Raw genomic sequence first — 25,514 nt, 5'->3', positions numbered from 1 at the left:
AGATTTTTAAGTGTTTATCTAAGTTTGTTTTAGGGGTTTCACGCAACCATTTAGGGGTTTTATCATCTTATATATATAAGATGATAGTTTCTTTTGAAATTTTGAGATTGATAGATCTTAAGCTTTAAACTTCAAAAGTTATTATAATTTTATTAAATTAGTAACCCCGAAATTATTATACAATTATGAAAAAAGAGAAGAATTCTGCTTTAATAGTGGATAGTTGTCCGTTTATATGTGAGAAATATAAAGAGCTATTAACCCTGTCTAGAAAAGAATCAAAAAATGAAATTTATAACATCGATGTAGCTTATAATAATGAAGGTGCTTTTGATGTTATAAAAAAGATTATTGAAACGGAGAGGTATTTAGAGTTCATACTTTTAGAATTGAAACTGCCTCCAACAAAGGATAAGAAAATACTGTCAGGATTAGACTTTGGTATTTTAGTTCGTAAATTACTTCCAACAACAAAAATTATTGTAATCACTTCTTGTAATGATAATTATTTAGTTCATGGAGTTTTTAAAAATTTAAACCCAGAAGGCTTTTTAATTAAATCTGATTTGACTTCAGAAACATTAAAAAATGCAGTGAAATCGGTGAGTAATGATACTCCATATTATAGTCAAACAGTTTTAAAACTTTTACGAAAAGAAATTTCAAATAACTTTCAATTGGATTCTATGGATAGAAAAATATTATACGAGTTATCCATTGGGTCTAGAATGAAAGATCTACCAAACTATATCCCTCTTTCCGTAGCAAGTATTGAGAAAAGAAAACGCCAATTGCGAAAAGTTTTTGGAGTTAAAGAAAAAGGAGATAGAGAACTCATATTAAAAGCACGAGAGAAAGGATTTATATAAAAATGACCAAAAAAGTATGGCATAACCTTACTTTTTTTATGGCTTTTTTAGTTTTTTAAAAAAATTAAAAAGATAAATTTGGTAACCCAACAAAAAAAACGCTTCTAAAAAACTTCAATTTTGCAAGACACATTATTTATTTTAGTTCAAAGATTATTAAAGAGCAATGCTATTTCATTTGATAAAGACGAATTAGCGTTCCAAATACAAAGTCATCCATCATACCCAAGTTTACATGCTATTACTGGTGTGTTAGATCATTTTAATATTGAAAATGTTGCTGCAGATGTTCCTGCTAATAAAGAAACTTTGGTACAATTACCTGATTCTTTCTTAGCGCAAATATCCACAGATAAGGGAAAAGACCTTATTGTGGTTGAAAGAAAGAAACAAGACTATTTTATTTACAATTCTGAGAACAAAAAAGAAAAATATACCGAAGAAGAGTTTCTTCAAAAGTTTACAGGAATTATTGTTGCTGTAGAAAAAACAGGTGAGAGTGTTCAGCCAGAGAAGAAATCTAATCTTATCAAATTTATAGCTCTTGGTTTATTAATTGGTTTAACAGGTTTCTCTTTATATCAAAGCTCAGTTAATTTATTTACACTTGGCTATTTCGTATTATCTGTTGTCGGAATTGTTACAAGTATTGCTATTGTTAAACAAGAATTAGGATTAAAAACATCTATCGGAAATGCCTTTTGTTCAGGAGCAGATGATAAGAAAGATTGTGATGCTGTATTAACCTCTAAAGGAGCAGAAATTATAAAAGGATATAAACTTAGTGATTTAAGTGTGTTATATTTTTCTGGACTTACTCTATTAACGTTAGCACAAATTTCTAATCCTGCCATTGCCTATACCATTAGTTTATTAGCAATTCCAGTTACTTTATATTCTATCTATTATCAATATGCTGTTGTAAAAAAATGGTGTATGTTATGTTTGAGTATTGTAGGGGTTTTATGGTTACAAGCAGCAGTTCCTTTAATTACCAATACGTATATCACTGAATTTGTACCAACCAGCTTTGTTACTTTTGGTATCGTTGCTTCAATAACCTGGTTAGCTTGGTATTATATAAAACCATTAGTAGCAGAAGTAACTGAATTAAGAAAAGAAAAAATAGAACATGTTAAGTTTAAAAGAAACTTTACGTTGTTTGATAATTTATTACAAAAATCACCGCAATTACATACCCAAATAACAAACAGTCAAGAGATTGTTTTTGGAAATCCTAACTCAACTTTAGAGTTAACCATTGTAACCAATCCATTTTGTGGACATTGTAAGCCTGTGCATGAGCATATTGATGAGATTTTACATCGCTATGCAAATAATGTAAAGATCAAAATCAGGTTCAATATCAATATTCAGGACAAAGAAGGTGATGCTGTAAAAATTACTAGTCGTCTCATAGAAATATACCATACCCAAGGAAGTGAGGCTTGTTTAAAAGCTATGGATGCCATTTATGGAGGAGAAAAGCCAGAAAAGTGGTTGCAAACTTATGGTAATTGCAATCAAAAAGAATTGTATATCGAAGAATTAGAAAGAGAAAATACTTGGTGTCAAGATAACTCAATTAATTTCACTCCAGAAATATTAGTAAACGGAAGGTCATTCCCTAAAGAATACAGTAGAACAGACCTAATCTTCTTTATAGAAGAACTAGAAGAAAAATATCAAGAATTGGTAACGATTCGATAAAATAAAAACAAAGCCCTAAAAAGGGCTTTGCGTTTTGAACAATATTCTCTCGCGAAGAATAGACACATATGGTGAGTGTCTTTAAATGTTCGCCACAAAAGTAACCTTAATATTTTAATTATGAAAAAATCAATTTTGAATTTAGGAAAAGCCTTGAATAAGGCTGAACAAAAGCGAATTGATGGAGGTATTAGACCATCTCTTAAGTTTTGTTGTGGCGGAACAGGTGGAATCATTGTAAACCCATCTCATTGTTCAATGGGAACGTACGGTACAGATTATTGTAACGGACAATGTTGGGCGTGTTATTAATAATTGAAAAAATAACGTACAATGAAAAATAGAATTTTAAACCTTGGAAAAGTTTTAAATAGAACAGAACAAAAGAAGATTGATGGTGGATTTGGTCCTTTAAAACCAACTAGATGCTGTAACCCAGCGCTGCGATGTTGTACAACAAGTCATGTAGCATTGAACAACCCTAGTTGTGGAGGTACATATATTTCTGGATGTCAGTATCACCCTTCTTCAAGCTGTTGTATCTAAGAACACCTAGAAGATAGATAATCATATTTTAAGGATAAATTTTTGAATATGGTTTTCTTTATCAGTTGTAAGTTTGAGCTTGTAGCTGTTTGTTGAAAATAAGGTCAACGAGAAAAATAAACTTTAAATTAGTAGGCATTTTGATCTAAAGTCTATGGGGTATTATAGACTTTAGATTTGTTATAATATTATAAGAGAACATTCATTGAAAAGATTTCCAAACTATCGACAAACTGAAGCAAAAGATTGTGGTCCAACATGTATCAAGATCATTGCAAAACATTATGGTAAAACAATTAACACACAACAACTACGTAAATTAAGTGAGACCACTAGAGAAGGTAGTAGTTTATTAGGATTAAGTGAGGCTGTTGAATCAATCGGATTCAAATCCTTAGGGATAAAACTAGCGTTTAATAAGCTTAAAGAAGCTCCTTTTCCGTGTATTATCCATTGGAATAAAAATCACTATGTAGTTTTATATAAAATCAAAAAGGATACAGTATACATTTCTGATCCTGCTCATGGGCTCATCACCTTTACCAAAGAAGAATTCATTCAACATTGGATAGGTAACAATGCCGATGAAAACACAGAAGAAGGTATTGCGTTACTTGTTGAACCTACTCCTAAGTTTTACAGCGAGGAGTTTGAAGAAGATGAAAAGTTTGGCTTTGGATTTATTTTCAGATATCTCTTTAAATACAAAAAGTTTGTTGTTCAGTTAATCATTGGGCTATTAGCAGGAAGTTTATTACAATTAATTCTTCCTTTTTTAACCCAAAGTGTGGTAGATGTTGGTATTAAGAATCAAGACATCAACTTTGTGTACTTAATCTTATTTGCACAGTTGTTCTTGTTTATTGGAAAAGCTTCTTTAGAGATTATTAGAAGTTGGATTCTATTACATCTTAGTACAAGAATCAATATTTCTTTGATTTCCGATTTTTTCATCAAGTTAATGAAATTACCTATTTCTTATTTTGATGTGAGAATGACAGGAGATTTATTACAAAGAATCAATGATCATAAACGTATTGAGAGAATCTTAACGACATCCTCTTTAACAGTATTGTTCTCCTTTTTCAATTTAATCATATTCAGTTTTGTACTGGCATACTATAGCTTACAAATATTTGGTGTTTTTGTACTGGGAAGTGTCTTGTATTTCGGTTGGGTACTTTTCTTCTTTAAGAAACGAAAAGAGCTTGATTACAAACGATTCTCTCAAGTAAGTCAAGAACAAAGTAAAGTGATTGAGCTGATCAATGGAATGCAGGAAATAAAACTCCATAATGCCGAAAGACGTATGCGATGGAATTGGGAATATGTACAAGCCAGGTTGTTTAAAGTAGCGACCAAAAGTTTAGCCTTAGAACAAACACAAAGTGTAGGATCTAACTTTATCAACGAACTTAAAAACATGTTCATTACCATACTCTCTGCCAAACTAGTAATTGATGGAAACATCACACTAGGTATGATGATGGCTATTAGTTATATCGTAGGACAATTAAATGGTCCTATTACACAGCTAATCAATTTTATGAGAGATGTACAAGATGCACAAATATCGGTAGACAGGTTAGGAGAAATACACAACATGGAAGATGAGGAAAAACCAGAAGATGAAAAAGTAACACAAATTCCTCCAAATGCAGCCATCAAACTCAACAATATCTCTTTTAGATATACTGGAGGATTAGAACCTGTGTTAAAAGATTTATCTCTTGAAATACCGGCTAATAAGACTACCGCTATTGTAGGAGTTAGTGGTAGTGGAAAGTCTACACTTATGAAACTATTGTTAGGCTTTTACCAAGTAGACAAAGGAGATATTATGATTAACAATTTCAATTTAAAGAATATCTCACAAAAGGAATGGAGAAGAAACTGTGGAGTGGTGATGCAAGAAGGATACATCTTTAATGATTCTATTGCTAAGAACATTGCTGTAGGAGAAGATTATGTAGATAAAGAGAAGCTAGCACATGCTATCGATGTAGCAAACATCTCTGATTATATAGAGAGCTTGCCTTTAGGATACAATACCAAGATAGGAAGTGAAGGTAATGGACTAAGTACAGGACAAAAGCAACGTTTACTCATTGCTAGGTCTGTATATAAAAATCCGAAGTTCTTATTCTTTGATGAAGCTACTAGTGCTTTAGATGCCAATAATGAAAAGGTAATTATGGGAAAACTGAACACCTTTTTTGCAGATAAAACTGCAGTGGTGATTGCCCATAGGTTGAGTACGGTAAAAAATGCACATCAAATTGTGGTATTAGACAAAGGAAAGATCATTGAAAAAGGAACTCATCAAGAGTTAATCAAATTAAAAGGAAGTTATTATCACTTAGTAAAGAATCAATTAGACCTAGGTAAATAAAACAGACATAAACCTTGAATGTCTTTAAATAGCTCAAGGAACAACTAACCAAACTTAAAATTTTTTAATTATGAAAAAATCAATTTTAACTTTAGGAAAAGCCCTAAATAGAGTTGAGCAAAAAACAATTACTGGAGGTGGAATACCTTGTTTTGAATGGTGTGCATTAGACCCATTAACACAAAGTATGATAGCAAAGCCACTTTTTTGTAGTTGTAGATCAGGTGGAGGAGGAAACGGAAATCCTGGAAATGGAGGTTCAGGAGGAGGTCCTGTAGATCCGGTTTAATAGTGATTGTTTGAAATTAGAATCAAAACATAAATAGATGAGTTAATGAAAACAGTAAAGTATGCTCATCAGAATTTATCAAAATAATAAGCATTTTACGCATCATATTTACATCACAATAATTAGCCGTGTGATGAACATGTTTTATGCTTTAGCAAATAAATAGATTACCTTATAAAAGATAAGAGGTCTGTTTGTTTCAATAATTTTTTCGCGAAGAATAGACGCAAACCTTGAGTGTCTTTAAACTGTTCGAGGATTTATTAAATTATAAATCATTTAAAAAATGAAAAAGTCAATTTTAAACTTAGGTAAGGCTTTAAATAAAGCTGAGCAAAAACAAGTTAATGGAGGAAGTAGCTGCCCAGGGCCAATTTGCTATGGAATTCCTGGAATGGGATGTGGTACTTGTGAGCAATATCATGCACTTCCAGATAACTGTAAAATGAGAGTTTTAGTAAGCGTTAATTGTTTCGGAATTTAAAATAGATATAGAATGAAAAAGTCAATTTTAAACTTAGGGAAAGCGTTAAATAGAGAAAACCAAAAACGAATTAATGGAGGGTTTATTCCTACATTATATCAATTTTGTTGTACAAGAACGCAAGGGTTTTGGATAAGTAATTATCCTTTTATAGCAAGTGACCCATTTTATACATGTACTTCAGAAGTTTGTAGAAACAGAATTGAATTTTAATAGTTATGAAGAAGTCAATTTTAAACTTAGGGAAGGTACTTAATAAAGACAATCAAAAGAATATTAATGGAGGATCGATTAAAGGGTGCAAGGTGCTTCCTATATGTGATGGGTCAAACTATATTATTATAGATTGTATTTGTTACTATATGCCTCATTAATAATACGTACTAGAATGAAGAAGTCAATATTAAACTTAGGAAAAAGCTTGAATAAAGCAGAACAAAAAGCCGTTAACGGAGGCTTTGGAAACACTTGTGGAGGTTTTGGTTCTTATTATGTAAACAATTGTAATGATTGTGTAAATAATATTTTACCAGGAGCACCTACATTTTGTAGAAATAACTGCTGTATTGTAGCTTATTAATTATATCAAAGAGGAGGAATTATGATCCCTCCTCTTTTACATTTTATCTAAAATTTATGCCACAAAGTAATTCAGAAATAGAAATTCGAAGTGAAGAAGTACAGGAGATTTTAACTCAAATGCCCAATTGGATGATTCGTTGGGGGAATACCTTGTTTCTTTTGTTAATTTTAATGTTATTGTTTATCTCTTGGTTTGTGAGGTATCCAGATGTTATTTCTTCACAGGTAATGGTAACCACTTCATTTCCTCCAGAAAAGATATATGCCAATGCAAAGGGAAGATTTGAAACTTTTTTAACTACTGATGACAGTAAAGTAAAGTCTGGAGAAATATTAGCTGTTATAGAAAACAGTGCTTCTTATAAAGATGTTTTGTTATTAAAAAGTATCGTAGATACCATTAAAATTCATTCTGATAAATTCAAGTTTCCTATAGATGAAATACCTCCTATGATTTTAGGAGATATTACTACTAGTTATGCGCAATTTGAAAACGATTACTCTGAGTATATTTTAAATAAAGAACTAACTCCATATAAATCTGAGAGTCTTGCTAATCAAATGTCTGTGTTTGAATCAAGGAGTAGGCTACAAATCCTTTTGTCTCAAAGAGAAATAAGTAGCAAGGAGCTCCTTATAAAAGAAAGTGATTTAGAACGAAGCCGTAAAATGTATGAAAAGGGAGTTATTTCTGCTAAAGAAAAGGGACTGAGAGAAGTGGCTTTTTTACAAGCTCAAAGAGCACATCAAAGTTTAGAAACTTCCATTTCTCAAATGCGTGAACTTATTAGTAATTCTAATAGAAACTTAAAGGGAACATCGATTAAGAAGACGCAAAATGATATTCGATTGCAAAAGAAGGCAATCCAATCATTTTTATATTTAAGAAAGGCTATTAAAGATTGGGAAAGACAGTATGCCTTAACTAGTTCTATAGATGGGAAAGTATCTTTTTTATCATATTGGAATAAAAATCAAAATGTACAACAAGGTGATTTGATTTTTACAATTATTCCAGATATAAGTACTTCTTACATAGGAAAAATAACAGCACCTGCAGCCAATTCAGGAAAAATTAAAAAAGGACAAAAAGTACAAATAAAACTATTGAACTATCCTTCAGATGAATTTGGAGAACTCAATGGAAAAGTGAAGTTTATTTCGTTGTTGCCAGATGAAAAAGGCAATTATTTAATAGATGTTGATTTACCACAAGATTTAAAAACAACCTACGGAAAAGAAATAGCATTTCGACAAGAAATGCAGGGGACAGCTGATATTGTAACAGAAGATTTACGTTTGATAGAGAGATTTTTCTATCAACTTAAGAATATTATCAAATAAAAAACCTTTCGCGAAGGATAGACAAAAACCTTGAGTGTCTTTAAACTGTTCAAGGATTTAATCAAATTAATTAAATCTTATTATTATGAAAAAATCAATTTTAAACTTAGGTCAGAAGTTGAATAAGGAAGCCCAAAAACAAATCAATGGAGGAACTGGATGTCCAACTTATGAACCAAGCAGATGTCTTGCTTGTGGTGGTTTTCCATTGTCTAATGGATGTTGTTTAGGTACGATGCAAACACATGCTTGTTTAACGGGAATATTACAGTAATCTCTTTAATTACTGTTGATAATAATTCAGGAACTTAACTGAATTAATACAATCATATTATTATGAAAAAATCGATGTTAAGCTTAGGGAAAGTTCTTAATAGAGCAGAACAAAAAGCTATTAACGGAAGTAAGAGCCTTGACTGTAGACATATGGAAAGATGTAGTTCTAATCAGGATTGTGGTCCTAAAGATTGCGTTTTGATTTGTCTAACAGGAAGATGTAGAGCATATTAAAAAACATAAAAGCTCATAAAAAGGTTATAGGAAGAGAGCTAATTATATGTCATATATGATGCTAGCTTTTATATAGTAATTTCTCTCTTCCTTAACTATTGTATGTATTGCATATAATGAGTTTTTGAATGATACTTTATCGCGAAGAGTAGACATAAACCTTGAGTGTCTTTAAATAGTTCAGGGGTTTAATCAAACTAATTAAACTTTATTATTATGAAAAAATCAATTTTAAACTTAGGAAAAGCGTTAACTAATGCAGAACAAAAAGAAGTAAACGGTGGTTGGGGATCTTGTACCGGAAGCGGAAGCAGATGTTGTGTACAAACTCAATGGGGAGAATTCTGTGATGCAGGTAGATGTACAAGATTTGGTTGTATTTGGTATTAATCTTAAAGCCAGTTTTCAAATTATGAAAAATCATATAGAAAATTTAGGTAAGATTTTAAACAAATCTCAACAAAAGAATGTTACTGGAGGATTCGGATTTTGGCCTACCACAAAAGAACAATGTATGTTGTGTGGAGGTGAATGGGAAGCTCCGTTATGTGCTTTGCCTATGAATTCTGTTTGCTTATAATTTTTAAAAAATTATGAAAAATAGGATTTTAAACTTAGGAAAAGAGTTAGATAAAGATGACCAAAAGGGAATCAATGGTGGAGGCTTAGGAGCTTGTTACCAACAAGGAAGTATGTGTTGTAGAGATACAGGAACTTCTTGGGGACCTTTTTGTGAACCTGGAATATGTACTAGATGGGGAACTTGTTTTTATTATTAAAACAAACCTTTTAACTAGATAAATTATAAGACCACTATGAATTAGTGGTCTTTTTTATTTTAACAAACATTTTTCTAATAAAGAAGAGTATTACTAAAACTAATATAATGGCTATTAACGGAATGAAAATAGCTAAGACACTAATTACTATAGATGAACCTGTTTCAACGGTTGAAACAATCGGATTTGCAATTCCTCCAGTGGTAGCGGTGGAAGCTAGTCTTGCAGATGAACTAGAGGCTTTTATAGCGGTTGCTGTTCCCCCTCCTGCAATGATTGCCAAGGACCAAGTAATTATTGGTGATAAATTCATAGAAGTAGATACCATTACAGCAGTTCCGGCAATGGCGGCCATTGGAATAGCAATGGTGTCTAATAAATTATCTACCCAAGGAATATAATAAGCAAAAATTTCAGCTAAAGTAGCAATACCCAAAGTGATTATGGCGGGGGTACTTGATATCCACATCCAGTTTTCATTTAATGGAATAACATTATAATGTCCAACCAAACTTAGTACAAATAGCGGAACAAATACTCTGAACCCAACCGAAGCTGCTAATCCAATTCCTAAAAAAACACTTACTATCGTTTCTACTGTCATCATAGATTTTATTGGTAAGATACTAAAAATAAAAAAAGCCTCTTAAAAAGAGGCTTTTGAATATTTATATCGAATAGGTTTAGTTACTGTTAAAACGATCTAATCCTACTTTTAACCAATTGTAGTATGTATCTCTGTCAGTGTATTGTTGAGGAGAATTTAATACCTCTAAATTCGGACTCATTAATACATAGAAAGGTTGAGAAGCTGTTTTGAAGTTAGCAGCTTGTAATGTAGCCCACTTATCTCCATAAGTTCTAATTCTTTTTACTTTACCATTAGGCTTAATAAAATCAAATTGCTCAGCATCTGGTAACATACGCTCGTTATCATCAACGTATAATGAAATCAATACGTAATCATCGTTAATTAAAGAGTAAATATCTGGTTGACTCCAAATAGTCTCTTCCATTTTACGACAGTTTACACAAGCCCATCCTGTAAAGTCTAATAAAACAGGTTTGTTCACTGATTTAGCATACTCAATACCTTCTTCAAAGTCTTTAAAACAGTTTAAGTTTAGAGGACAGTTATTATTTGTTTGATAGATACTATGGAATTGAGGTGGTGCGAATCCACTTAATAAATCTCCTTGGTTCCATGGTTGCTTTTCTTTTTGTAATACACCAGGTGCTAAATATACAGCTCCTGCTAAAGCAATAAGTCCTAATAAAACTCTGAAGAAAGAAATTTTCCCATATTTCTTACCAATAAATCCAAATAAGTACAATGCCATTAATAAAGCGATGAATGCCCATAATCCGATGAAAATCTCACGCTTTAATAATCCCCAGTGTCCTACTAAGTCAGCATTAGATAAGAATTTAAATGCAAATGCTAATTCTAAGAAACCTAAGATAACTTTTACTGTGTTTAACCACCCACCAGACTTTGGTAAAGAGTTTAACCAACCTGGGAACATTGCGAATAATGCAAATGGTAATGCTAACGCTAAACCAAATCCAGTCATACCAGCTGTTAATTGCATTGCTCCACCAGCAGAAGTTAAAGATCCTGCTAATAAAGAACCTAAAATTGGTCCAGTACAAGAGAAAGATACAATTGCTAAAGTTAAAGCCATAAAGAATATACCGATGAACCCTCCAATACCAGAAGCGCTATCAGCTTTGTTACTCCAAGAGCTCGGTAATGTTAATTCATAGAAACCAAAGAAAGAACCAGCAAAAACAATTAATACAACAAAGAAAAATACGTTTAACCATACGTTCGTTGAAATGCTATTTAAAATCTCTGGATCTAAAGTATCTAAGTAATGGAAAGGTAAACTTAACAAAGCATAAATTAAAACAATAAAGAACCCATATAATACAGCGCTACCAATTCCTCCGCTTTTCTTTTCTGATTTTTTAGTAAAGAAAGATACTGTTAATGGTATCATTGGGAATACACATGGTGTTAAAAGCGCTAATAAACCTCCTACGAAACCTAATAAGAAGATGTTTGTTAAGGTTTTACCTTCTTTTTCATCTCCTTCTGAATTATCAGCAGTGCTTTTTAATAAAATGGTATTCTTTAAATCTAAGTTTAAGCTTTGAGATAAAGCTTCACTTTTTTCATCTACTTCTGTAACTGTTTGAGAAACTACTTCTCCTGTTAAAGAAAAAGTAAAGTCTTCATCAAAAGGTAAACAATATTCTTTACAAACTTGTGCGTCTAAGTTTAAAGTTACTTGAGTTAATTCTGGGTTTTCAATAGTAATTCTTTGAACTAACCTTGCTTCTTCAACGAAGAAAGTTTCGTCCATTCCCCAAATCTCACTAAATTCAGTTTCAGTTTCGCTCTCTGTAGCTTTACCATTTAAAACATAGCCAGTCTCACCTTCAGCAGGTGCAATAGACATTGGTAAAGAAGCTCCTTCAGGATTGTATTGTGAATATAAATGCCAATCTTCAGCAATTTGAATATCAAATATTAAATCGTATTCAGTATCTGATACTTTTTCAACAGTAGGGGTTACTAACAAGGGATTGTCATCTGACTGTGAGTATGTAACTAAACCTACGAAAAATAAAATTAAAGTAAAAAGTCTTTTCATTCTGTAGTTGGTTTATAGGGGTTTATAGTTTTATGTAATTATTTTTAATAATTCAGTTGTATTATTGGTTGGTAAAAAACGTCGATCTTGTCTTTTATTGATAATCCAAATCACTTCGTTTTCCTTTGAGCAAAGTAACCAAGTATTTTGTTTTTCAAACATAGACAGCTTTTCGTCTTTAAAATACTTACTCACTTTTTTCTTGCCTTTCATTCCTGTTGGATAGAAGTAATCTCCTTCTTTCCATTTCCTAAGAATGAGTGGGAAATTTAATGATTTTTTATCAACATAGATAATGTTTTTTCCTAATTTCTCTGTTTTAAGAACGTTGTCAAAACTCAAATGAATGGGTTTTGTGATTTCTTTAACTCCTTTATCAATAAAAATTGTTTTATTTTGTATTTCGGAGTTTTTATTAGTGCGTAAAAGTAATAAAAAATCTCTGTCTTTCAACAATATGTGCGATTTTGTTGCTATTTGCTTACCAGATTGTGCATGTAAAAGTGCGTAAACATCTTCCCATTCAGTAAAGTTATAATCTTTTAAGAATCGATATAAATAGGCTTTAGGGTTACGTAAAGCTAGTGTTTTCTTAATGTTAATCTTAATTAAATCACCTTCTTGGGTGAGAATTTCAGAAGCTAATTTTTTAACATTTTCATCCACTATTTTTTTGTCTTCCTTTAGAAAATGTACAGTCTTTTTAAAGGATTTTAACATATTAGGACTGATTTCTTTCAGCATTGGAATGACTTCAAGTCTTAATTTATTTCGTAAATACTTGGTCTCTTTATTGCTCTTATCTTCTCTCCATTGGTAACCTTTTTTTGCTGCATATGCCTCAATTTCATCTCTAGTAAAAGGTAAAAGTGGACGAACAATGGTATTATTTACTTCAGGAATACCGATTAAACCATCTAGTCCAGTTCCTCGAGATAAATTGATAAGAAAGGTTTCCAAATTATCATCTGCATGATGTGCTGTTAAAACGTAGTCAAAATCATAGTTTTTTAACAGTTTGTGAAACCAATCGTATCGTAAAGATCTTGCTGCTAATTGTGTAGATAATTTATGTTCTTGAGCGTAGGTGTTTGTTTGAAACGCAGTAGTATGTGTTTCTAGGTGTAACTTTTGACCTAAATTTTTTACAAATTCCTCGTCCAAATCACTTTCAATTCCTCTTAATTGAAAATTGCAATGTGCTAAAGAAACTGATACGTCAGGTAACTCACTTAATAAATAAGTTAAAACAACACTATCAATACCTCCCGAAATAGCAATTAAAAGCTGTTTACCCTTTAAAAAAGGAAGGTTCTTTTCAATATGTTGTTGAAATTCCTGAAACATTCAAATCAATATAGGTTATACCTGACTGTCTAACCAGTTTACCAAATCTTGTAGCATCTCTTCTTTACACAAATCATTATGAAGTTCATGATATCCTCCATCATAAAGTTTTAGAGTCGCGTTGTTTGTTTTGCTAGCAAATGATTCGGTTCCTTTGTAATCAATAATTTTATCTTCAGTCCCGTGTAATAAATACATTGGAGTTTTTAAAGAGGCTGCATTTTCAATTGCCCAATCAGCTGCATCAAAAAATGACAAGGAGAAGTTCGGACTTATTTTATCGTGTACTAAAGAATCATCTTCATATTTTTTTACTTCTTCTGGAATACGTGAAATGTGAGTTGTTTCTAATTCACTAGGTAAAGTAATTGATGGTGCAATCTTTTGCATAAATTTTCCAATAGATAATTTCCAAGCTGGAGGTTGGAACGCTAATTTTAACATTGGGCTCGTTGCAATAGTACCTTTTAAATTGTGCTCTTTGCGAAGGGTGTAGTTGATTACAGCATTACCACCCATTGAATGTCCATACAAGAACATAGGTTTATCTCCAAAAACACTTTTTGCCTCTTCTATTAATTTAGAGACACTTTCTAAAACTGCGTCAAATCCAGGGTTGTGTCCGCGTTTTCCAATGGTCTTTCCATGTCCAAAGTGATCAAAAGCAATTACGCCAAAATGATGCGCTGTTAATTTTTCAGCAACATGATGATATCTATCAGAATGCTCCCCCATTCCATGCACTAAAACCACTACAGCTTTTACGGTTTCTGGTTGCCAATACTGACCAAAAAAAGTAGTTTTATGAAAATTAAAGGTAAATGTATTGTTTGTCATATTATTCTCTTGTAATATCTCCGTTATCTAAAATTTTAAAGAATAAGGTAGATGGGTTATCAGAAACATACTCTGTTAACTCGATACGGTTTTTATCTAATTTAGAAGTAGTTTGTAAAATACCATCTGCAATTTCATCATAGGCTAAAATTTGACTATTGATAATCGTAAAATCCTTGTCGTAATTTACTAACATTGAAATCACCTCTGTGTTACTTGGATAAAAATAATATACTACAGATTGAAAATTGTTTGATATTTTAGGGATATATGAAATTCCTATTTTGGCTTTTTCATTCTCTAATTGCTCTTCAAAAATTGAAGGAAGTTTTAGTAATGCTTGTTCTTCTTTACTCAAAAGTTTTCCTTCTACATGATTACTAAAATTAGTACTATCTACTAATGGTACATTTTTTACAGGATATTCATTTACAAAAGAATATTTGTTAGTTTTACAAGAAACACCAACAATTAATAATGCTACTAAGGTTATGGTTTTAAGAATGTTTTTCATAGGATAAATATAGTTAAGTTTTCTTAGTTGTTTAAAAGAACATATTTCATGGCTTTTGCTTTTAAAAGACATTCCTCATATTCTTTTTCTGGAGTAGACTTTGCAGTAATGGCACCACCTACTGAATAAGAAACGTATTTTTCTTCGGCATTGTATAAAATACTTCTAATAATTACATTGAAATCGAAATCACCTTCTGGAGTAAAATAGCCCATAGTTCCAGAATATAAACCGCGTTTGGTTTCTTCCAATTCTTCAATGATTTTCATGGCAGAAATTTTAGGAGCTCCTGTCATGCTCCCCATAGGAAAGGTGTCTTTTATAACATCTACGGGGTGGGTAGTGTTTTCAATTTCTGAAACAACCGTAGAAATTAATTGGTGTACCTGTTTAAAAGAGTATACCTTACATAGTTCTTCAACTTGTACACTTCCTTTTTTAGCTGTTCTTGATAAATCATTACGCACTAAATCAACAATCATAATGTTTTCAGAACGTTCTTTTTCATCTCTAGCTAAATCAAAAGCTATTTTTTCATCTTCAATTGAACTCACAAGTCGTTTAGCAGTTCCCTTAATGGGTTGAGATATTATTTTATTGCTTTGTTTTCTGATATAACGTTCTGGAGTAGCCGATAATAAATAATGCTCCTCGTTTTTAAAGAAAGTCGCAAAAGGCGGTTCGGATATTTTATTTAGATGTTGATAAATCTTAAATGGATTAATTGAAGTGTTTTCAGCATAAAATTCTTGACAAAAATTGGCTTCATAAATATCACCTCTATGAATATGTTCTAATACCTTTCCAACTTTTTCGTGGTATTCATCTTTGTGAATACGAAGTTTTATTTTTACCTCATCGGTTGTTTCTGGGCACTGTTGAATATTCGGATTCGTTTCTATAATATCTTCAAAATCTTCTTCCAGTTCATCATCAATCATTTGTAAATAATGAAACTCTACAATATTTCCTTTTATGAATATTAATTTTTGAGGTTGAAAAAAATACAAATCAGGAAAATGAAGTCCATCAAAATTACTTGAACTTAATTGCTCGGTATCGTTTTTAACATCGTAGCTAATATATCCGAAAAGGTAATCTTTGGTATATGATTGATACTCTTTTAACTTATCAAAAGCATTATGATAATCTGTTTTGATAGAAGTAAACTCATCCAAGGCAACAGCACATTGAAACGAAGAATATTCTTGTTCATAGTTGTTAGAATCTAACCAAACAATGGTTTCATATTGTTGAGCCCAAGCAAAAAGTTTTTCTTGAAACACTTGAATATCGTCTACCGAAAAGTTACGCTGTGTTCTTTTAGACATGCGACAAAAATAGAAAATGAAGAGAATATTCCTGTTTTCTTTTGTTACTTTTATAAAAAATTAAGTATTCAAACCCAATGAAAAAAATATATCTCCTAGGATTGATTTGTTTAGGTATCGCATGTAAACAGGTTGATAATAAAAGTGATGAGGCAAAAGAGGTAAAGGAAGTAACTGCTCCTGAGTTAAATTTAGCGCAAGCAAATAAATTAGCCTTTTTACCAGTAAGTTGTATTAATGTTGAATATCCGAATAAATTAAATCAAGTTATTGGAGGTGTCGAAGACTTACAATCTCCTAAAGAGTTGCATCCTGCTTTTTATGGATGTTTTGATTGGCATTCTTCTGTTCATGGACATTGGAGTTTAGTTTCTTTACTGAAACAATTTCCGAATTTGAATAATGCTGAGTCGATTAAACAACAATTATTGGCTAATATTTCGAAAGAAAATATAGAAAAGGAAGTAGCGTATTTTCATGGAAAACATAATAAATCTTGGGAAAGAACCTATGGATGGGCTTGGTTGTTAAAATTAGCAGAAGAGTTACATACTTGGGACAACCCAGTAGCAAAACAATTAGAAGAAAATTTACAACCGCTAACCGATCTCATGGTAACAAAGTATATGGAGTTTTTACCAAAACTGAATTATCCAATTAGAGTAGGAGAGCATACCAATACGGCATTCGGACTGACTTTTGCTTGGGATTATGCGAATACTGTAGGGAATAATAAGCTAAAAGATTTGATTAAAAAGAGAGCAAGAGATTTTTACTTAAAAGATGCACATTGTCCGTTGTCATGGGAGCCAAGTGGATACGATTTCTTATCGCCATGTTTACAAGAAGCAGCTATTATGAAACGTATTATGTCGGCAGCTGAATTTAGACTTTGGTTTGCAGATTTTCTTCCGCAGTTAAAAAATAAAGATTTTAGATTGAATGTAGGAGAGGTGTCTGATAGAAAAGATGGAAAATTAGTGCATTTAGATGGTGTAAACTTTTCAAGAGCTTGGGCTTTGTATAAAATTGTTGATGGAATGCCAGAATTAAAGCATTTAAAAAATATTGCCAATGAGCATATCAATTATTCATTACCAAATTTAGTAGGTGATAGTTATGAAGGCGGACATTGGCTAGGGAGCTTTGCTATTTACGCCTTAAATGCTACAAAAAAATGATAAAGAGCTGGTTTAAAAATATTGGTCCAGGTACGTTGGTAGCAGCTGCTTTTATTGGTCCTGGAACAGTAACCTTATGTACGCTTGCAGGAGTAAACTTTGGAATGAATTTGTTGTGGGCAATGTTATTATCGATCATAGCAACCATTGTTTTACAAGAAATGGCAGCACGATTAGGAATCATTTCGCAAAAAGGATTGTCAGAGGTAATTCGTGAAGAAATACAATCGCCTTTTTTTAGACAATTTATCACAGTATTGATTCTTTCAGCCATTGTAATAGGAAATGCTTCGTATGAAGCAGGAAATATTAGTGGAGGTATTTTAGGACTAGAAACTGTATTTGGAAGCTGGTTAATTTCTTTTGGAGGTTTCACTGTGAATGTGATGAGTTTGATTATTGGGATTATTGCCTTTGCTTTATTGTATATTGGAAACTATAAGTTTTTAGAAAGAACGTTAGTTGCTTTGGTATTACTGATGAGTATTTCTTTTCTAATTACAGCCATTGTTACAAAACCGAATTTAGTAGCGATTTTTAAAGGAATGTTCATTCCTAAATTTCCTGAGAAAAGTTTACTCACAATTATTGGATTAATTGGTACAACGGTAGTGCCATATAATTTATTTTTACATGCCTCTTTGGTAAAAGAAAAATGGAAAACATCGGATGATTTATCCTTTGCAAAAAAAGATACAATTATTTCTATTGTCTTAGGAGGGTTGGTTTCTATGGCCATTATCATATCAGCAGCAGCAATCAATTCTTCAGAAATTAATAATGCAGCCGATTTAGGGAAGGGACTTGAGCCTTTATATGGAAGTTTTTCGAAATACTTCTTAGCATTAGGATTGTTTGCAGCAGGAATTACCTCAGCAATCACTGCGCCTCTAGCGGCAGCCTATGTAGCTAAAGGATGTTTAGGATGGAAAGATGGATTAAAATCAAAACGCTTTCGAGCTGTATGGATGATTATTTTGGTTATTGGAGTAGTGTTTTCCTCTATTGGAATTAAACCTATTGAAATTATCAAATTTGCCCAAGTAGCGAACGGAATGTTATTACCAGTTGTTGCTGGAATCTTATTATGGATTATGAACAAGAAATCGGTATTAGGAAATTATAGTAATACCAAATGGCAAAACTTTATAGGGTTGTTTATTTTAACGATAAGTATATTCTTAGGATTGAAAAGTATTTTAAAAGTATTTAATGTATTCTAAACATCGCATAGATATCAATTGTGACGTAGGGGAAGGAGTAGGAAATGAAAAATTACTAATGCCCTATATTTCTTCGTGTAATATTGCTTGCGGAGCTCATGCTGGAAGTATTACTGTGATGGATGAAGTGATTGGTTTGGCAGTAGAGTATAACGTAAAAATAGGAGCTCATCCCTCTTTTCCAGATAGAGAAAACTTTGGAAGAATGGAAATGGATATTGCTCCAGAAACGTTGCAAAAAAGTATCGAAGAGCAAATACTGTTACTAAAAGAAAGAGCCGATTTTCAAGGGGTAAGCTTACATCATATAAAACCACATGGAGCTTTGTATAATTTGATAGCAAAAGACAAAGAGACAGCACAATTGATGATACGAGCTGTTCAAAATACTTGTCCGAATCTTTTTTTATATGTGCCTTATAACTCTATAATCGCTGAAGAAGCTTTGAAGAGTAATTTATCAATACAATACGAAGCTTTTGCCGATAGAAATTACAATGAAGACTTAACCTTAGTGTCTAGAAGTCAAGAAAATGCACTTATAACCAATAAAGAAGCTGTGTTTTCTCATGTTAAAAGAATGATTGTAGCACAACAAGTGCAAACGGTTGGAGGAGTTAAGTATATTACGGCGGATACGATTTGTGTACATGGAGATACCGAGAACGCGATAGAATTGGTGGCTTATATTCATGCAAAACTAGAAGAAAACGAGATAACCATTGCTTAAAAAACCAACATATAAACTATTTGGGGAGCGTGCTATTTTAATAGAATGGGAAGCTGTAATGTCCGAAGTAATTATACAAGACATTATCCAGTTTGAGGAGCTGATAATAAAGGTCAAATCAGCAGAGCTTGAAGATAGCATTATTGGTTATCATTCGTTAATGCTCATTTATAAAGAAGTACCCTCAAAGACCGAAATAGAAGAGTTGCAAACACTTTATCAAAGCAAAAGTGCAGCTATCAAGACAGAAAGTACTTTGTGGGAAATACCCGTATGTTATGATACCCAATTTGGTGTAGATTTAGAAGAGTTGACCAAAGGATTGCAGTTAACGTCCGAAGAGTTGATACAAAAACATTGTAGTACAATATACAATGTGTTTTTTATAGGCTTTTTACCAGGGTTTCTCTATTTAGGTGGTTTAGAAAAATGTTTGCATTTTCCTAGAAAAGCAACACCAAGATTACAGGTACCCAAAGGATCGGTGGCTATAGGTGGAAGTCAAACAGGAATTTATCCCCAGCAAAGTGCTGGAGGATGGAATATTATAGGAAATACGCCTATTTCCTTGTTTGACGTGCATAAAGAAACTCCCTGTTTTGCTAAATCTGGCGATAAAATTCAATTTGTACCTATTAGTCTTTTCGAATATGAAAAGATAACGGCTCAAAAGGAAGACTATCAAATAACTAAAACGCTACTCCATGATTAAAGTACTGAATCCAGGGATTTATAGCACCATACAAGATAACGGTAGAAAAGATTATCGGAAAATAGGAGTTCCTGTATCAGGAGCAATGGATACTTACTCGGCACAATTAGCAAACCATTTGTTGCATAATGATGAAGTAGCAGCATTGATTGAACTTACTTTTGGAGGATGTAAACTAGAATTTTTAACAGATACATTAATATGTATTACTGGTGCAGATTTTTCTCCTAAACTTAATGATACGCGCATCCAATTAAATTCAGTGCAAAAAGTAGCCAAAGGAAGTGTAGTATCTTTTGGAAAAAGAAATTATGGTGTACGCACGTATATTGGTGTTTTAGGAGGAATACAAACCGAACAATTTTTAAATAGCCGCAGTTTTTACAAAGGAATCACACCCGATTTTATCCTGCATAAAGGAGATGTATTACCTATTGCTACTGTAAATAGTAATTTACAACAAAGTTTTGCAAAGGTGAAAGTGAATGAGTCACATTTTTCTTCAGAAGATATTCAGTGCTTTAAAGGACCTGAATTCGACTTACTATCTCCTGAGCAAGTTACACTGCTACAAGAAACTTCGTTTAGTATTTCTCAAGACAATAGTCGTATGGGCTACCGATTAAATGAAGCAATACCCAATACTTTTAACTCAATGCTTACTTCTGGAGTGCTCCCAGGCACAGTACAACTTACACCTTCTGGAAAATTAATTGTGTTAATGCGCGACTGTCAGGTTACAGGAGGCTATCCTCGAGTACTACAACTTTCTGAACATGCTATCAATATCCTAGCCCAAAAAACTACAGGGGATAGGTTGAGGTTTGTGTTTGAATAAAAGGAAGTTGATTTATTTTTTCTATTTTAATGAACTGTTATAAAAATCAAATTGCAATGAAGACAAAGTGGAATTTTCTTATATGTATATTACTCCTGAGTAGTATCATTTATAATTGTAAAAATAAAAAGAATAGAGAGCTTGTTATTGTAAACTCCTATGGAAATATTAATAATGGTAGCTATATTTTTTGTGGGTTTGTCCCTTCAGAAGTTAATTATACATATCGAACTGGTAAATGGACAATTTTGACTGAGGATAAATATAAAATTGCAGAGGGAGAATATGATGTGATGCTTAAAAAGAATGATAGTTCTGGAGGATGTCCATTTGAATATTTTGAAAATAGGGTCGATTTGAATAAATGGAAATTTTTCAATAAACAAGGTGAGGTAATAGAACCATCAAAAAGTTTGGTTTTCTTTGTTCAATCCAAACAGACTAAAGGAAATGTTTTCTTGAATTAAATATTGAGATTCAAGAGATGAAAATATTGTTTATGAAAAAACTAATATTATTACTTTTATTGGGAGGTTTAATCTCTTGTTCTAAGAATAATGAATTAAAAGAAATTCAAATTCTTTTTGGACCTTCATTTCTTAATCCAACGAAATTCACAATTGATATTAAAGAAAAAACCATTTTACAATATAATTATCAAATAAATAGTGAGGACACTTTTACTGTATTATATGAAAAGGAATTCCCAATTGGTAGTGTTGTTTTCGATAAGTTTTTAAGGGACTTAAAAGAAAGTAAATTGGATTCAACAATAACTCATCGAAAAGATATATTAGATGGAATAGGTTATAGAATTAGTAAGATATATAATAGAGGAGATACAATTTCTTTGACAAGTAATCTTACTCGTAGAAATGAAGAGTCTGGATTAGAATATAAAATGTTAGATGCTTTTTTTGATCTAGCATATCAATCAATTAATGATTATGACGGGGTTTCTGGATTAGAAAATATTCAAGACTATTTTTATTACGGATTGCCAATAAAAAAAATGGATAAAGAACCTCTTGAATATAGAGTTTGGGGATCAATATCAGGATGTAGAGAAGATAATGAAGAATTTATTGATTTTTTGAATAATCTACCAGCTGATAAGCCCGTAATTTTTGATTTAAGAAATGGAAGTATTGCGTATTGTTTAAATGATGTACTAGAAGAATTTAGTCAAAAAAGAGAACTTTATTTTTATGGAGATCAGAACGCTATGGAGTCCAAGAGTATTATGGAAGAAATTAAACTTGCTGAAAAGAATGGAGAAGAATTATCAGAGTTAAGAAAACAAGCTTATGAAATTCATAAAGAAATGTATGAATATTGGAAAAATAACACTAAAATAAATTCTTCTTTGACGAAAGAGGAGGTGTTGAATAAGATTGATAAATAATATGATTGATAACTTTCTTTACCTTAGAAAATGGAAACGTACTATGAAAAACGTAGTAATCGCTGTACTATTTTTTTGTATACTAGTGAGCTGCAAAGGAAGTTCTGATAAAGAGATATCTAAACACTCAAAGGATACAAGTATTTATTATAAAAATCTATTTAAGATAGGGTTAATTAAAGATTCAATTGCTTCAGTTAGTTTTGATTTAGGTTCTGAATATTCTGCTAAAGGTGAATATAAAAAAGCTAAAAGGTTTTATCAGAAATCGAACGAAATTGAACCAAATAATAAATATATTCTTAGTGCATTAGGAATCTTATCTGCAGATTTAAAAGAGGAGAAAGATTGTATCATGTATTTTGATAAATCTATTGAAGTAGATAGCTTGGATGGTACTACGTATATGAACTATGGAGCAGCTTTTAATAGGTTAAATAATTTTGACAAATCGATTAAAGTACTTGATAAAGGTCTTAAATTGGAAAATGACTTAGAGAGAAAAGGGTATTTCTATTATAATTTGGCAAACGCTTATTATAAAAAAAAGGATTATAAAAAATCAAATGAACTTAACAATCTTGCTTTGGATATAGTAAAACTTCCAGCTGTAAGAGAAGATATTATAGAGTTAAAAAAAGTTCTGAAGGAGTTAAATCAGTAGCTTAATTTTTGCTGATTTTTTCTTTTGAAAAAACCTCACAGTTACTGTGAGGTTTTTAGTTTATAATATATGTAATAAGAAGAAAGCTATTCTTTTTTCTCTGCTTTCTCTTCTATCTTTTTGATTACTTTTTTTACTTCTACTGTAGCGTTCTTATCTGTAGTTTCTTCTACTTTTTGTTTTACCTCTTCTACAGTACCTTCAATAGTTTCCGTTTCAGAAACGGTTTCACCATTTTCGGTTTTAGTGGTCGTTACCACAGCAGTTGCCATTTCACCATCTGGAGATTTCATTTCTACTTTAATCTCTTTTTTAATTTCATTGGTAGCGTGGCTTTCAGAAGTATGTCCTCCTAAAATAGGAGCAATGACCAATCCAACTAAACAAGTTAATTTAATTAAGATGTTCATAGAGGGTCCAGAAGTATCTTTAAAAGGATCTCCTACAGTATCACCTGTAACGGCTGCTTTATGAGCATCAGAACCTTTATACGTCATTTCTCCATCAATTTCTACACCTGCTTCAAACGATTTTTTAGCATTGTCCCATGCACCACCTGCGTTGTTTTGGAAAATAGCCCACATTACACCAGATACACAAACTCCTGCCATATATCCACCTAATGGTTCAGCTCCAAATAACAATCCGATAATAATTGGTGTAATAATAGTTATTAAACCTGGTAAAATCATCTGTTTTAAAGCTGCCTGAGTAGAAATGTCTACACACTTCGCATAATCTGGTGTTCCAGTTCCTTCCATAATCCCTGGAATTTCTCTAAACTGTCTACGCACCTCTTGTACCATTTCCATAGCTGCTTTTCCCACAGATTCCATTGCCAATGCAGAGAAGATTACTGGAATCATTCCTCCAACAAATAACATGGCTAATACATCGGCTTTAAAAATATTAATACCGTCAATTCCTGTAAAAGTTACATAAGCAGCAAACAATGCTAAAGCTGTTAAAGCTGCAGAAGCAATAGCAAACCCTTTTCCAACGGCAGCTGTCGTATTTCCTACAGAATCTAAAATGTCAGTACGCTCACGTACGTGGTCTTCTAATTCACTCATTTCAGCAACTCCCCCTGCGTTATCGGCTATTGGTCCGAAAGCATCAATGGCTAATTGCATTGCGGTAGTTGCCATCATTGCAGAAGCCGCTAAAGCTACTCCGTAGAACCCTGCCAACGCATATGATCCGTAAATAGCTGCAGCAAATAAAATAACTGATAAGAAAGTAGATTTCATTCCTACAGCTAATCCTGCAATAATATTTGTAGCAGCTCCTGTAGAACTGTTTTGTACAATATCTAATACTGGTTTTTTACCTAAACTTGTATAGTAAGCAGTTACAATAGAAATTAACGCTCCTACTGCTAAACCAATACATGCTGCATAGAATACATTCATTGAAGAAACGTCTCTTAAACCTTCTCCAAAGAAACTCATTTGCATGGTTTCTGGTAACATCCATTTAATTAAGAAGAAACTCGCTATTAATGTCAATCCAATCGATACCCAATTTCCTAAATCTAATGCCGACTGAACTTGCGCCTCTTTAGCCGTATTATCTTTAATTTTTACTAAGAAGGTTCCTAATATTGAAGCAAGTACTCCCACACCAGCAATTACTAGTGGTAATAAGATAGGCCCCATATTGCTAAATGCATCTGTAAATGCTCCGTTAGCAGACATGTCTCTAATTAAATAGTTTCCTAAAACCATGGCAGCTAATACTGTTGCTACATACGATCCGAATAAATCGGCTCCCATACCAGCAACATCTCCTACGTTATCACCTACGTTGTCAGCAATCGTAGCTGGATTACGAGGGTCATCTTCTGGAATTCCTGCTTCTACCTTACCAACTAAATCTGCACCTACATCGGCAGCTTTGGTGTAAATTCCACCTCCCACACGTGCAAATAAAGCAATAGATTCAGCACCTAAAGAGAACCCTGCTAAAGCTTCTAAAGCAATGGTCATTTCATTGTAAAAACTTCCTTCTCCGGTAATAAACATATTAACAAAGAACATAAAGAATAAACTCAAACCTAAAACGGCTAATCCCGCTACTCCAAGTCCCATTACGGTTCCTCCACCGAAAGATACTTGCAAAGCTTTTGGTAAACTTGTTTTAGCCGCTTCTGCAGTACGAGCATTTGCATCAGTTGCAATACGCATTCCGATATTTCCCGCTAAGGCAGAAAAAATAGCTCCAATAATAAAAGCTGGAACAATCATCCAGTGTGTGGTAGGAACTATATATGATATTATGAAGAGTGCTACCGAGGCAATGATAGCGAAAATAAGTAGTAATCGATATTCAGCAGATAAAAAAGCAAGAGCTCCTTCTTTGATACTTTTTGAAATGGATTGCATTTTGTCATTTCCAGCATCTTGTTTTTTTACCCAGACCATTTTTACATACATAAAAACAAGTCCTAATAGTGCCAAAATAATTGGCACATACATTATGTTTTGTTCCATATTTAAGTTATTTGATTAGTAATAGTTGTTGTAAATATAACAAAATCAATGAGAAAGAAAAATCCCCTTAATTGG

30 protein-coding genes are annotated in these 25,514 nt (G+C 32.3%); 23 read left to right on the top strand and 7 right to left on the bottom strand.

What is annotated here, in order from left to right; all coding sequences use genetic code 11:
• Nucleotides 1–185: 185 nt before the first annotated feature.
• From ABNT22_RS17345 to ABNT22_RS17275, 15 genes are all read left to right on the top strand, one after another.
• Nucleotides 186–869: a DNA-binding response regulator gene (locus ABNT22_RS17345; protein ID WP_348717960.1), complete on the top strand. Its 684-nt coding sequence runs from the start codon at nt 186–188 to the stop codon at nt 867–869.
• Between the two features lie 120 nt (nt 870–989).
• Nucleotides 990–2,579 carry a vitamin K epoxide reductase family protein gene (locus ABNT22_RS17340; RefSeq protein WP_348727181.1) on the top strand — a complete coding sequence of 530 codons (1,590 nt, stop codon included), beginning with the start codon at nt 990–992 and terminating at the stop codon, nt 2,577–2,579.
• 120 nt (nt 2,580–2,699) lie between these two features.
• The gene (locus ABNT22_RS17335; protein ID WP_348727179.1) at nt 2,700–2,891 is read left to right on the top strand and encodes a hypothetical protein; all 192 of its coding nucleotides are present in this window, start codon (nt 2,700–2,702) and stop codon (nt 2,889–2,891) included.
• 21 nt (nt 2,892–2,912) lie between these two features.
• On the top strand, nt 2,913–3,125 hold the full coding sequence (locus tag ABNT22_RS17330; protein ID WP_348727177.1) for a hypothetical protein: 213 nt from the start codon (nt 2,913–2,915) through the stop codon (nt 3,123–3,125).
• Between the two features lie 205 nt (nt 3,126–3,330).
• The gene (locus tag ABNT22_RS17325; protein WP_348727175.1) at nt 3,331–5,517 is read left to right on the top strand and encodes a peptidase domain-containing ABC transporter; all 2,187 of its coding nucleotides are present in this window, start codon (nt 3,331–3,333) and stop codon (nt 5,515–5,517) included.
• 70 nt (nt 5,518–5,587) lie between these two features.
• Nucleotides 5,588–5,806: a hypothetical protein gene (locus tag ABNT22_RS17320; RefSeq protein WP_348714167.1), complete on the top strand. Its 219-nt coding sequence runs from the start codon at nt 5,588–5,590 to the stop codon at nt 5,804–5,806.
• Between the two features lie 286 nt (nt 5,807–6,092).
• On the top strand, nt 6,093–6,290 hold the full coding sequence (locus ABNT22_RS17315; RefSeq protein WP_348714168.1) for a hypothetical protein: 198 nt from the start codon (nt 6,093–6,095) through the stop codon (nt 6,288–6,290).
• Nucleotides 6,291–6,302: 12 nt separating this feature from the next.
• Entirely contained in the window at nt 6,303–6,503 is a 201-nt protein-coding gene (locus ABNT22_RS17310) for a hypothetical protein (protein WP_348714169.1), read from the top strand.
• Nucleotides 6,504–6,508: 5 nt separating this feature from the next.
• Entirely contained in the window at nt 6,509–6,664 is a 156-nt protein-coding gene (locus ABNT22_RS17305; protein ID WP_348714170.1) for a hypothetical protein, read from the top strand.
• Nucleotides 6,665–6,678: 14 nt separating this feature from the next.
• The gene (locus tag ABNT22_RS17300) at nt 6,679–6,870 is read left to right on the top strand and encodes a hypothetical protein (RefSeq protein ID WP_348714171.1); all 192 of its coding nucleotides are present in this window, start codon (nt 6,679–6,681) and stop codon (nt 6,868–6,870) included.
• Between the two features lie 56 nt (nt 6,871–6,926).
• Entirely contained in the window at nt 6,927–8,216 is a 1,290-nt protein-coding gene (locus tag ABNT22_RS17295) for an HlyD family secretion protein (RefSeq protein WP_348714172.1), read from the top strand.
• Nucleotides 8,217–8,301: 85 nt separating this feature from the next.
• Nucleotides 8,302–8,490 (top strand): hypothetical protein, encoded by a 189-nt coding sequence (locus tag ABNT22_RS17290; RefSeq protein ID WP_348714173.1) that lies wholly within the window; start codon nt 8,302–8,304, stop codon nt 8,488–8,490.
• Between the two features lie 452 nt (nt 8,491–8,942).
• Nucleotides 8,943–9,116, top strand: coding sequence for a hypothetical protein (locus ABNT22_RS17285; RefSeq protein ID WP_348714174.1), 174 nt, complete (start codon nt 8,943–8,945; stop codon nt 9,114–9,116).
• A 22-nt stretch (nt 9,117–9,138) separates the two neighbouring features.
• Complete coding sequence (locus tag ABNT22_RS17280) at nt 9,139–9,306, top strand: hypothetical protein (RefSeq protein ID WP_348714175.1); 168 nt, start codon at nt 9,139–9,141, stop codon at nt 9,304–9,306.
• Nucleotides 9,307–9,319: 13 nt separating this feature from the next.
• The gene (locus tag ABNT22_RS17275) at nt 9,320–9,505 is read left to right on the top strand and encodes a hypothetical protein (RefSeq protein ID WP_348714176.1); all 186 of its coding nucleotides are present in this window, start codon (nt 9,320–9,322) and stop codon (nt 9,503–9,505) included.
• Between the two features lie 34 nt (nt 9,506–9,539).
• Here ABNT22_RS17275 and ABNT22_RS17270 read toward each other — a convergent pair whose 3' ends face one another.
• The 6 genes from ABNT22_RS17270 to ABNT22_RS17245 form a co-directional block, all read right to left on the bottom strand.
• Nucleotides 9,540–10,109 carry a DUF4126 domain-containing protein gene (locus ABNT22_RS17270; RefSeq protein WP_348714253.1) on the bottom strand — a complete coding sequence of 190 codons (570 nt, stop codon included), beginning with the start codon at nt 10,107–10,109 and terminating at the stop codon, nt 9,540–9,542.
• Nucleotides 10,110–10,188: 79 nt separating this feature from the next.
• Nucleotides 10,189–12,165 carry a protein-disulfide reductase DsbD family protein gene (locus ABNT22_RS17265; RefSeq protein ID WP_348714177.1) on the bottom strand — a complete coding sequence of 659 codons (1,977 nt, stop codon included), beginning with the start codon at nt 12,163–12,165 and terminating at the stop codon, nt 10,189–10,191.
• Between the two features lie 30 nt (nt 12,166–12,195).
• Nucleotides 12,196–13,512 (bottom strand): tRNA lysidine(34) synthetase TilS, encoded by a 1,317-nt coding sequence (gene tilS / locus ABNT22_RS17260; protein WP_348714178.1) that lies wholly within the window; start codon nt 13,510–13,512, stop codon nt 12,196–12,198.
• 15 nt (nt 13,513–13,527) lie between these two features.
• Complete coding sequence (locus ABNT22_RS17255) at nt 13,528–14,349, bottom strand: lysophospholipase (protein WP_348714179.1); 822 nt, start codon at nt 14,347–14,349, stop codon at nt 13,528–13,530.
• A gap of 1 nt (nt 14,350) precedes the next feature.
• Nucleotides 14,351–14,863 (bottom strand): hypothetical protein, encoded by a 513-nt coding sequence (locus ABNT22_RS17250; protein ID WP_348714180.1) that lies wholly within the window; start codon nt 14,861–14,863, stop codon nt 14,351–14,353.
• Between the two features lie 23 nt (nt 14,864–14,886).
• Nucleotides 14,887–16,194 (bottom strand): anthranilate synthase component I family protein, encoded by a 1,308-nt coding sequence (locus ABNT22_RS17245; RefSeq protein WP_348714181.1) that lies wholly within the window; start codon nt 16,192–16,194, stop codon nt 14,887–14,889.
• Nucleotides 16,195–16,271: 77 nt separating this feature from the next.
• On the opposite strand from ABNT22_RS17245, the gene ABNT22_RS17240 reads away from it, so the two are divergent.
• Genes ABNT22_RS17240 through ABNT22_RS17205 form a run of 8 tightly spaced genes read left to right on the top strand, consistent with a single transcriptional unit; the run spans nt 16,272 to nt 22,947 of the window.
• Nucleotides 16,272–17,375, top strand: coding sequence for a DUF2891 domain-containing protein (locus tag ABNT22_RS17240; RefSeq protein WP_348714182.1), 1,104 nt, complete (start codon nt 16,272–16,274; stop codon nt 17,373–17,375).
• Nucleotides 17,372–18,598: an Nramp family divalent metal transporter gene (locus tag ABNT22_RS17235; protein ID WP_348714183.1), complete on the top strand. Its 1,227-nt coding sequence runs from the start codon at nt 17,372–17,374 to the stop codon at nt 18,596–18,598. The genes ABNT22_RS17240 and ABNT22_RS17235 overlap by 4 nt, the downstream gene beginning before the upstream one ends.
• Nucleotides 18,588–19,328, top strand: a complete 741-nt coding sequence (gene pxpA / locus ABNT22_RS17230) for a 5-oxoprolinase subunit PxpA (RefSeq protein ID WP_348714184.1) — start codon at nt 18,588–18,590, stop codon at nt 19,326–19,328. Before ABNT22_RS17235 ends, pxpA begins: the two co-directional genes overlap by 11 nt.
• Nucleotides 19,321–20,040, top strand: coding sequence for a 5-oxoprolinase subunit PxpB (gene pxpB / locus ABNT22_RS17225; protein WP_348714185.1), 720 nt, complete (start codon nt 19,321–19,323; stop codon nt 20,038–20,040). Before pxpA ends, pxpB begins: the two co-directional genes overlap by 8 nt.
• A complete protein-coding gene (locus tag ABNT22_RS17220) occupies nt 20,033–20,878 on the top strand; it encodes a biotin-dependent carboxyltransferase family protein (RefSeq protein WP_348714186.1) in 846 nt (281 codons plus the stop codon). Before pxpB ends, ABNT22_RS17220 begins: the two co-directional genes overlap by 8 nt.
• Before the next feature lie 56 nt (nt 20,879–20,934).
• Nucleotides 20,935–21,345 carry a hypothetical protein gene (locus tag ABNT22_RS17215; protein ID WP_348714187.1) on the top strand — a complete coding sequence of 137 codons (411 nt, stop codon included), beginning with the start codon at nt 20,935–20,937 and terminating at the stop codon, nt 21,343–21,345.
• A 32-nt stretch (nt 21,346–21,377) separates the two neighbouring features.
• A complete protein-coding gene (locus ABNT22_RS17210) occupies nt 21,378–22,283 on the top strand; it encodes a hypothetical protein (RefSeq protein WP_348714188.1) in 906 nt (301 codons plus the stop codon).
• 43 nt (nt 22,284–22,326) lie between these two features.
• A complete protein-coding gene (locus tag ABNT22_RS17205) occupies nt 22,327–22,947 on the top strand; it encodes a hypothetical protein (protein ID WP_348714189.1) in 621 nt (206 codons plus the stop codon).
• Nucleotides 22,948–23,033: 86 nt separating this feature from the next.
• Here the strand turns inward: ABNT22_RS17205 and ABNT22_RS17200 are convergent, their stop codons facing one another.
• Nucleotides 23,034–25,439, bottom strand: a complete 2,406-nt coding sequence (locus ABNT22_RS17200) for a sodium-translocating pyrophosphatase (RefSeq protein WP_348714190.1) — start codon at nt 25,437–25,439, stop codon at nt 23,034–23,036.
• Nucleotides 25,440–25,514 lie beyond the last annotated feature (75 nt).

It is taken from the genome of Tenacibaculum sp. 190130A14a, from assembly GCF_964048965.1.
GTDB classification, from domain to species: domain Bacteria; phylum Bacteroidota; class Bacteroidia; order Flavobacteriales; family Flavobacteriaceae; genus Polaribacter; species Polaribacter polynesiense.
Note: the sequence above shows the minus strand (reverse complement) of the source record. Positions and strands in the feature narration are given on the sequence as shown.

Coding starts and splice junctions, on each gene's coding strand:
- tilS (WP_348714178.1), bottom strand. CDS start 13,512: ATGTTTCAGGAATTTCAACAACATATTGAAAAGAACCTTCCTTTTTTA.
- ABNT22_RS17240 (WP_348714182.1), top strand. CDS start 16,272: ATGAAAAAAATATATCTCCTAGGATTGATTTGTTTAGGTATCGCATGT.
- ABNT22_RS17215 (WP_348714187.1), top strand. CDS start 20,935: ATGAAGACAAAGTGGAATTTTCTTATATGTATATTACTCCTGAGTAGT.
- ABNT22_RS17310 (WP_348714169.1), top strand. CDS start 6,303: ATGAAAAAGTCAATTTTAAACTTAGGGAAAGCGTTAAATAGAGAAAAC.
- ABNT22_RS17245 (WP_348714181.1), bottom strand. CDS start 16,194: ATGTCTAAAAGAACACAGCGTAACTTTTCGGTAGACGATATTCAAGTG.
- ABNT22_RS17205 (WP_348714189.1), top strand. CDS start 22,327: ATGAAAAACGTAGTAATCGCTGTACTATTTTTTTGTATACTAGTGAGC.
- ABNT22_RS17275 (WP_348714176.1), top strand. CDS start 9,320: ATGAAAAATAGGATTTTAAACTTAGGAAAAGAGTTAGATAAAGATGAC.
- ABNT22_RS17210 (WP_348714188.1), top strand. CDS start 21,378: ATGAAAAAACTAATATTATTACTTTTATTGGGAGGTTTAATCTCTTGT.
- ABNT22_RS17315 (WP_348714168.1), top strand. CDS start 6,093: ATGAAAAAGTCAATTTTAAACTTAGGTAAGGCTTTAAATAAAGCTGAG.
- ABNT22_RS17330 (WP_348727177.1), top strand. CDS start 2,913: ATGAAAAATAGAATTTTAAACCTTGGAAAAGTTTTAAATAGAACAGAA.
- ABNT22_RS17250 (WP_348714180.1), bottom strand. CDS start 14,863: ATGAAAAACATTCTTAAAACCATAACCTTAGTAGCATTATTAATTGTT.
- ABNT22_RS17335 (WP_348727179.1), top strand. CDS start 2,700: ATGAAAAAATCAATTTTGAATTTAGGAAAAGCCTTGAATAAGGCTGAA.
- ABNT22_RS17220 (WP_348714186.1), top strand. CDS start 20,033: ATGATTAAAGTACTGAATCCAGGGATTTATAGCACCATACAAGATAAC.
- ABNT22_RS17270 (WP_348714253.1), bottom strand. CDS start 10,109: ATGACAGTAGAAACGATAGTAAGTGTTTTTTTAGGAATTGGATTAGCA.
- ABNT22_RS17235 (WP_348714183.1), top strand. CDS start 17,372: ATGATAAAGAGCTGGTTTAAAAATATTGGTCCAGGTACGTTGGTAGCA.
- ABNT22_RS17305 (WP_348714170.1), top strand. CDS start 6,509: ATGAAGAAGTCAATTTTAAACTTAGGGAAGGTACTTAATAAAGACAAT.
- ABNT22_RS17265 (WP_348714177.1), bottom strand. CDS start 12,165: ATGAAAAGACTTTTTACTTTAATTTTATTTTTCGTAGGTTTAGTTACA.
- ABNT22_RS17320 (WP_348714167.1), top strand. CDS start 5,588: ATGAAAAAATCAATTTTAACTTTAGGAAAAGCCCTAAATAGAGTTGAG.
- ABNT22_RS17255 (WP_348714179.1), bottom strand. CDS start 14,349: ATGACAAACAATACATTTACCTTTAATTTTCATAAAACTACTTTTTTT.
- ABNT22_RS17280 (WP_348714175.1), top strand. CDS start 9,139: ATGAAAAATCATATAGAAAATTTAGGTAAGATTTTAAACAAATCTCAA.
- ABNT22_RS17345 (WP_348717960.1), top strand. CDS start 186: ATGAAAAAAGAGAAGAATTCTGCTTTAATAGTGGATAGTTGTCCGTTT.
- ABNT22_RS17300 (WP_348714171.1), top strand. CDS start 6,679: ATGAAGAAGTCAATATTAAACTTAGGAAAAAGCTTGAATAAAGCAGAA.
- ABNT22_RS17200 (WP_348714190.1), bottom strand. CDS start 25,439: ATGGAACAAAACATAATGTATGTGCCAATTATTTTGGCACTATTAGGA.
- pxpA (WP_348714184.1), top strand. CDS start 18,588: ATGTATTCTAAACATCGCATAGATATCAATTGTGACGTAGGGGAAGGA.
- ABNT22_RS17295 (WP_348714172.1), top strand. CDS start 6,927: ATGCCACAAAGTAATTCAGAAATAGAAATTCGAAGTGAAGAAGTACAG.
- ABNT22_RS17290 (WP_348714173.1), top strand. CDS start 8,302: ATGAAAAAATCAATTTTAAACTTAGGTCAGAAGTTGAATAAGGAAGCC.
- ABNT22_RS17285 (WP_348714174.1), top strand. CDS start 8,943: ATGAAAAAATCAATTTTAAACTTAGGAAAAGCGTTAACTAATGCAGAA.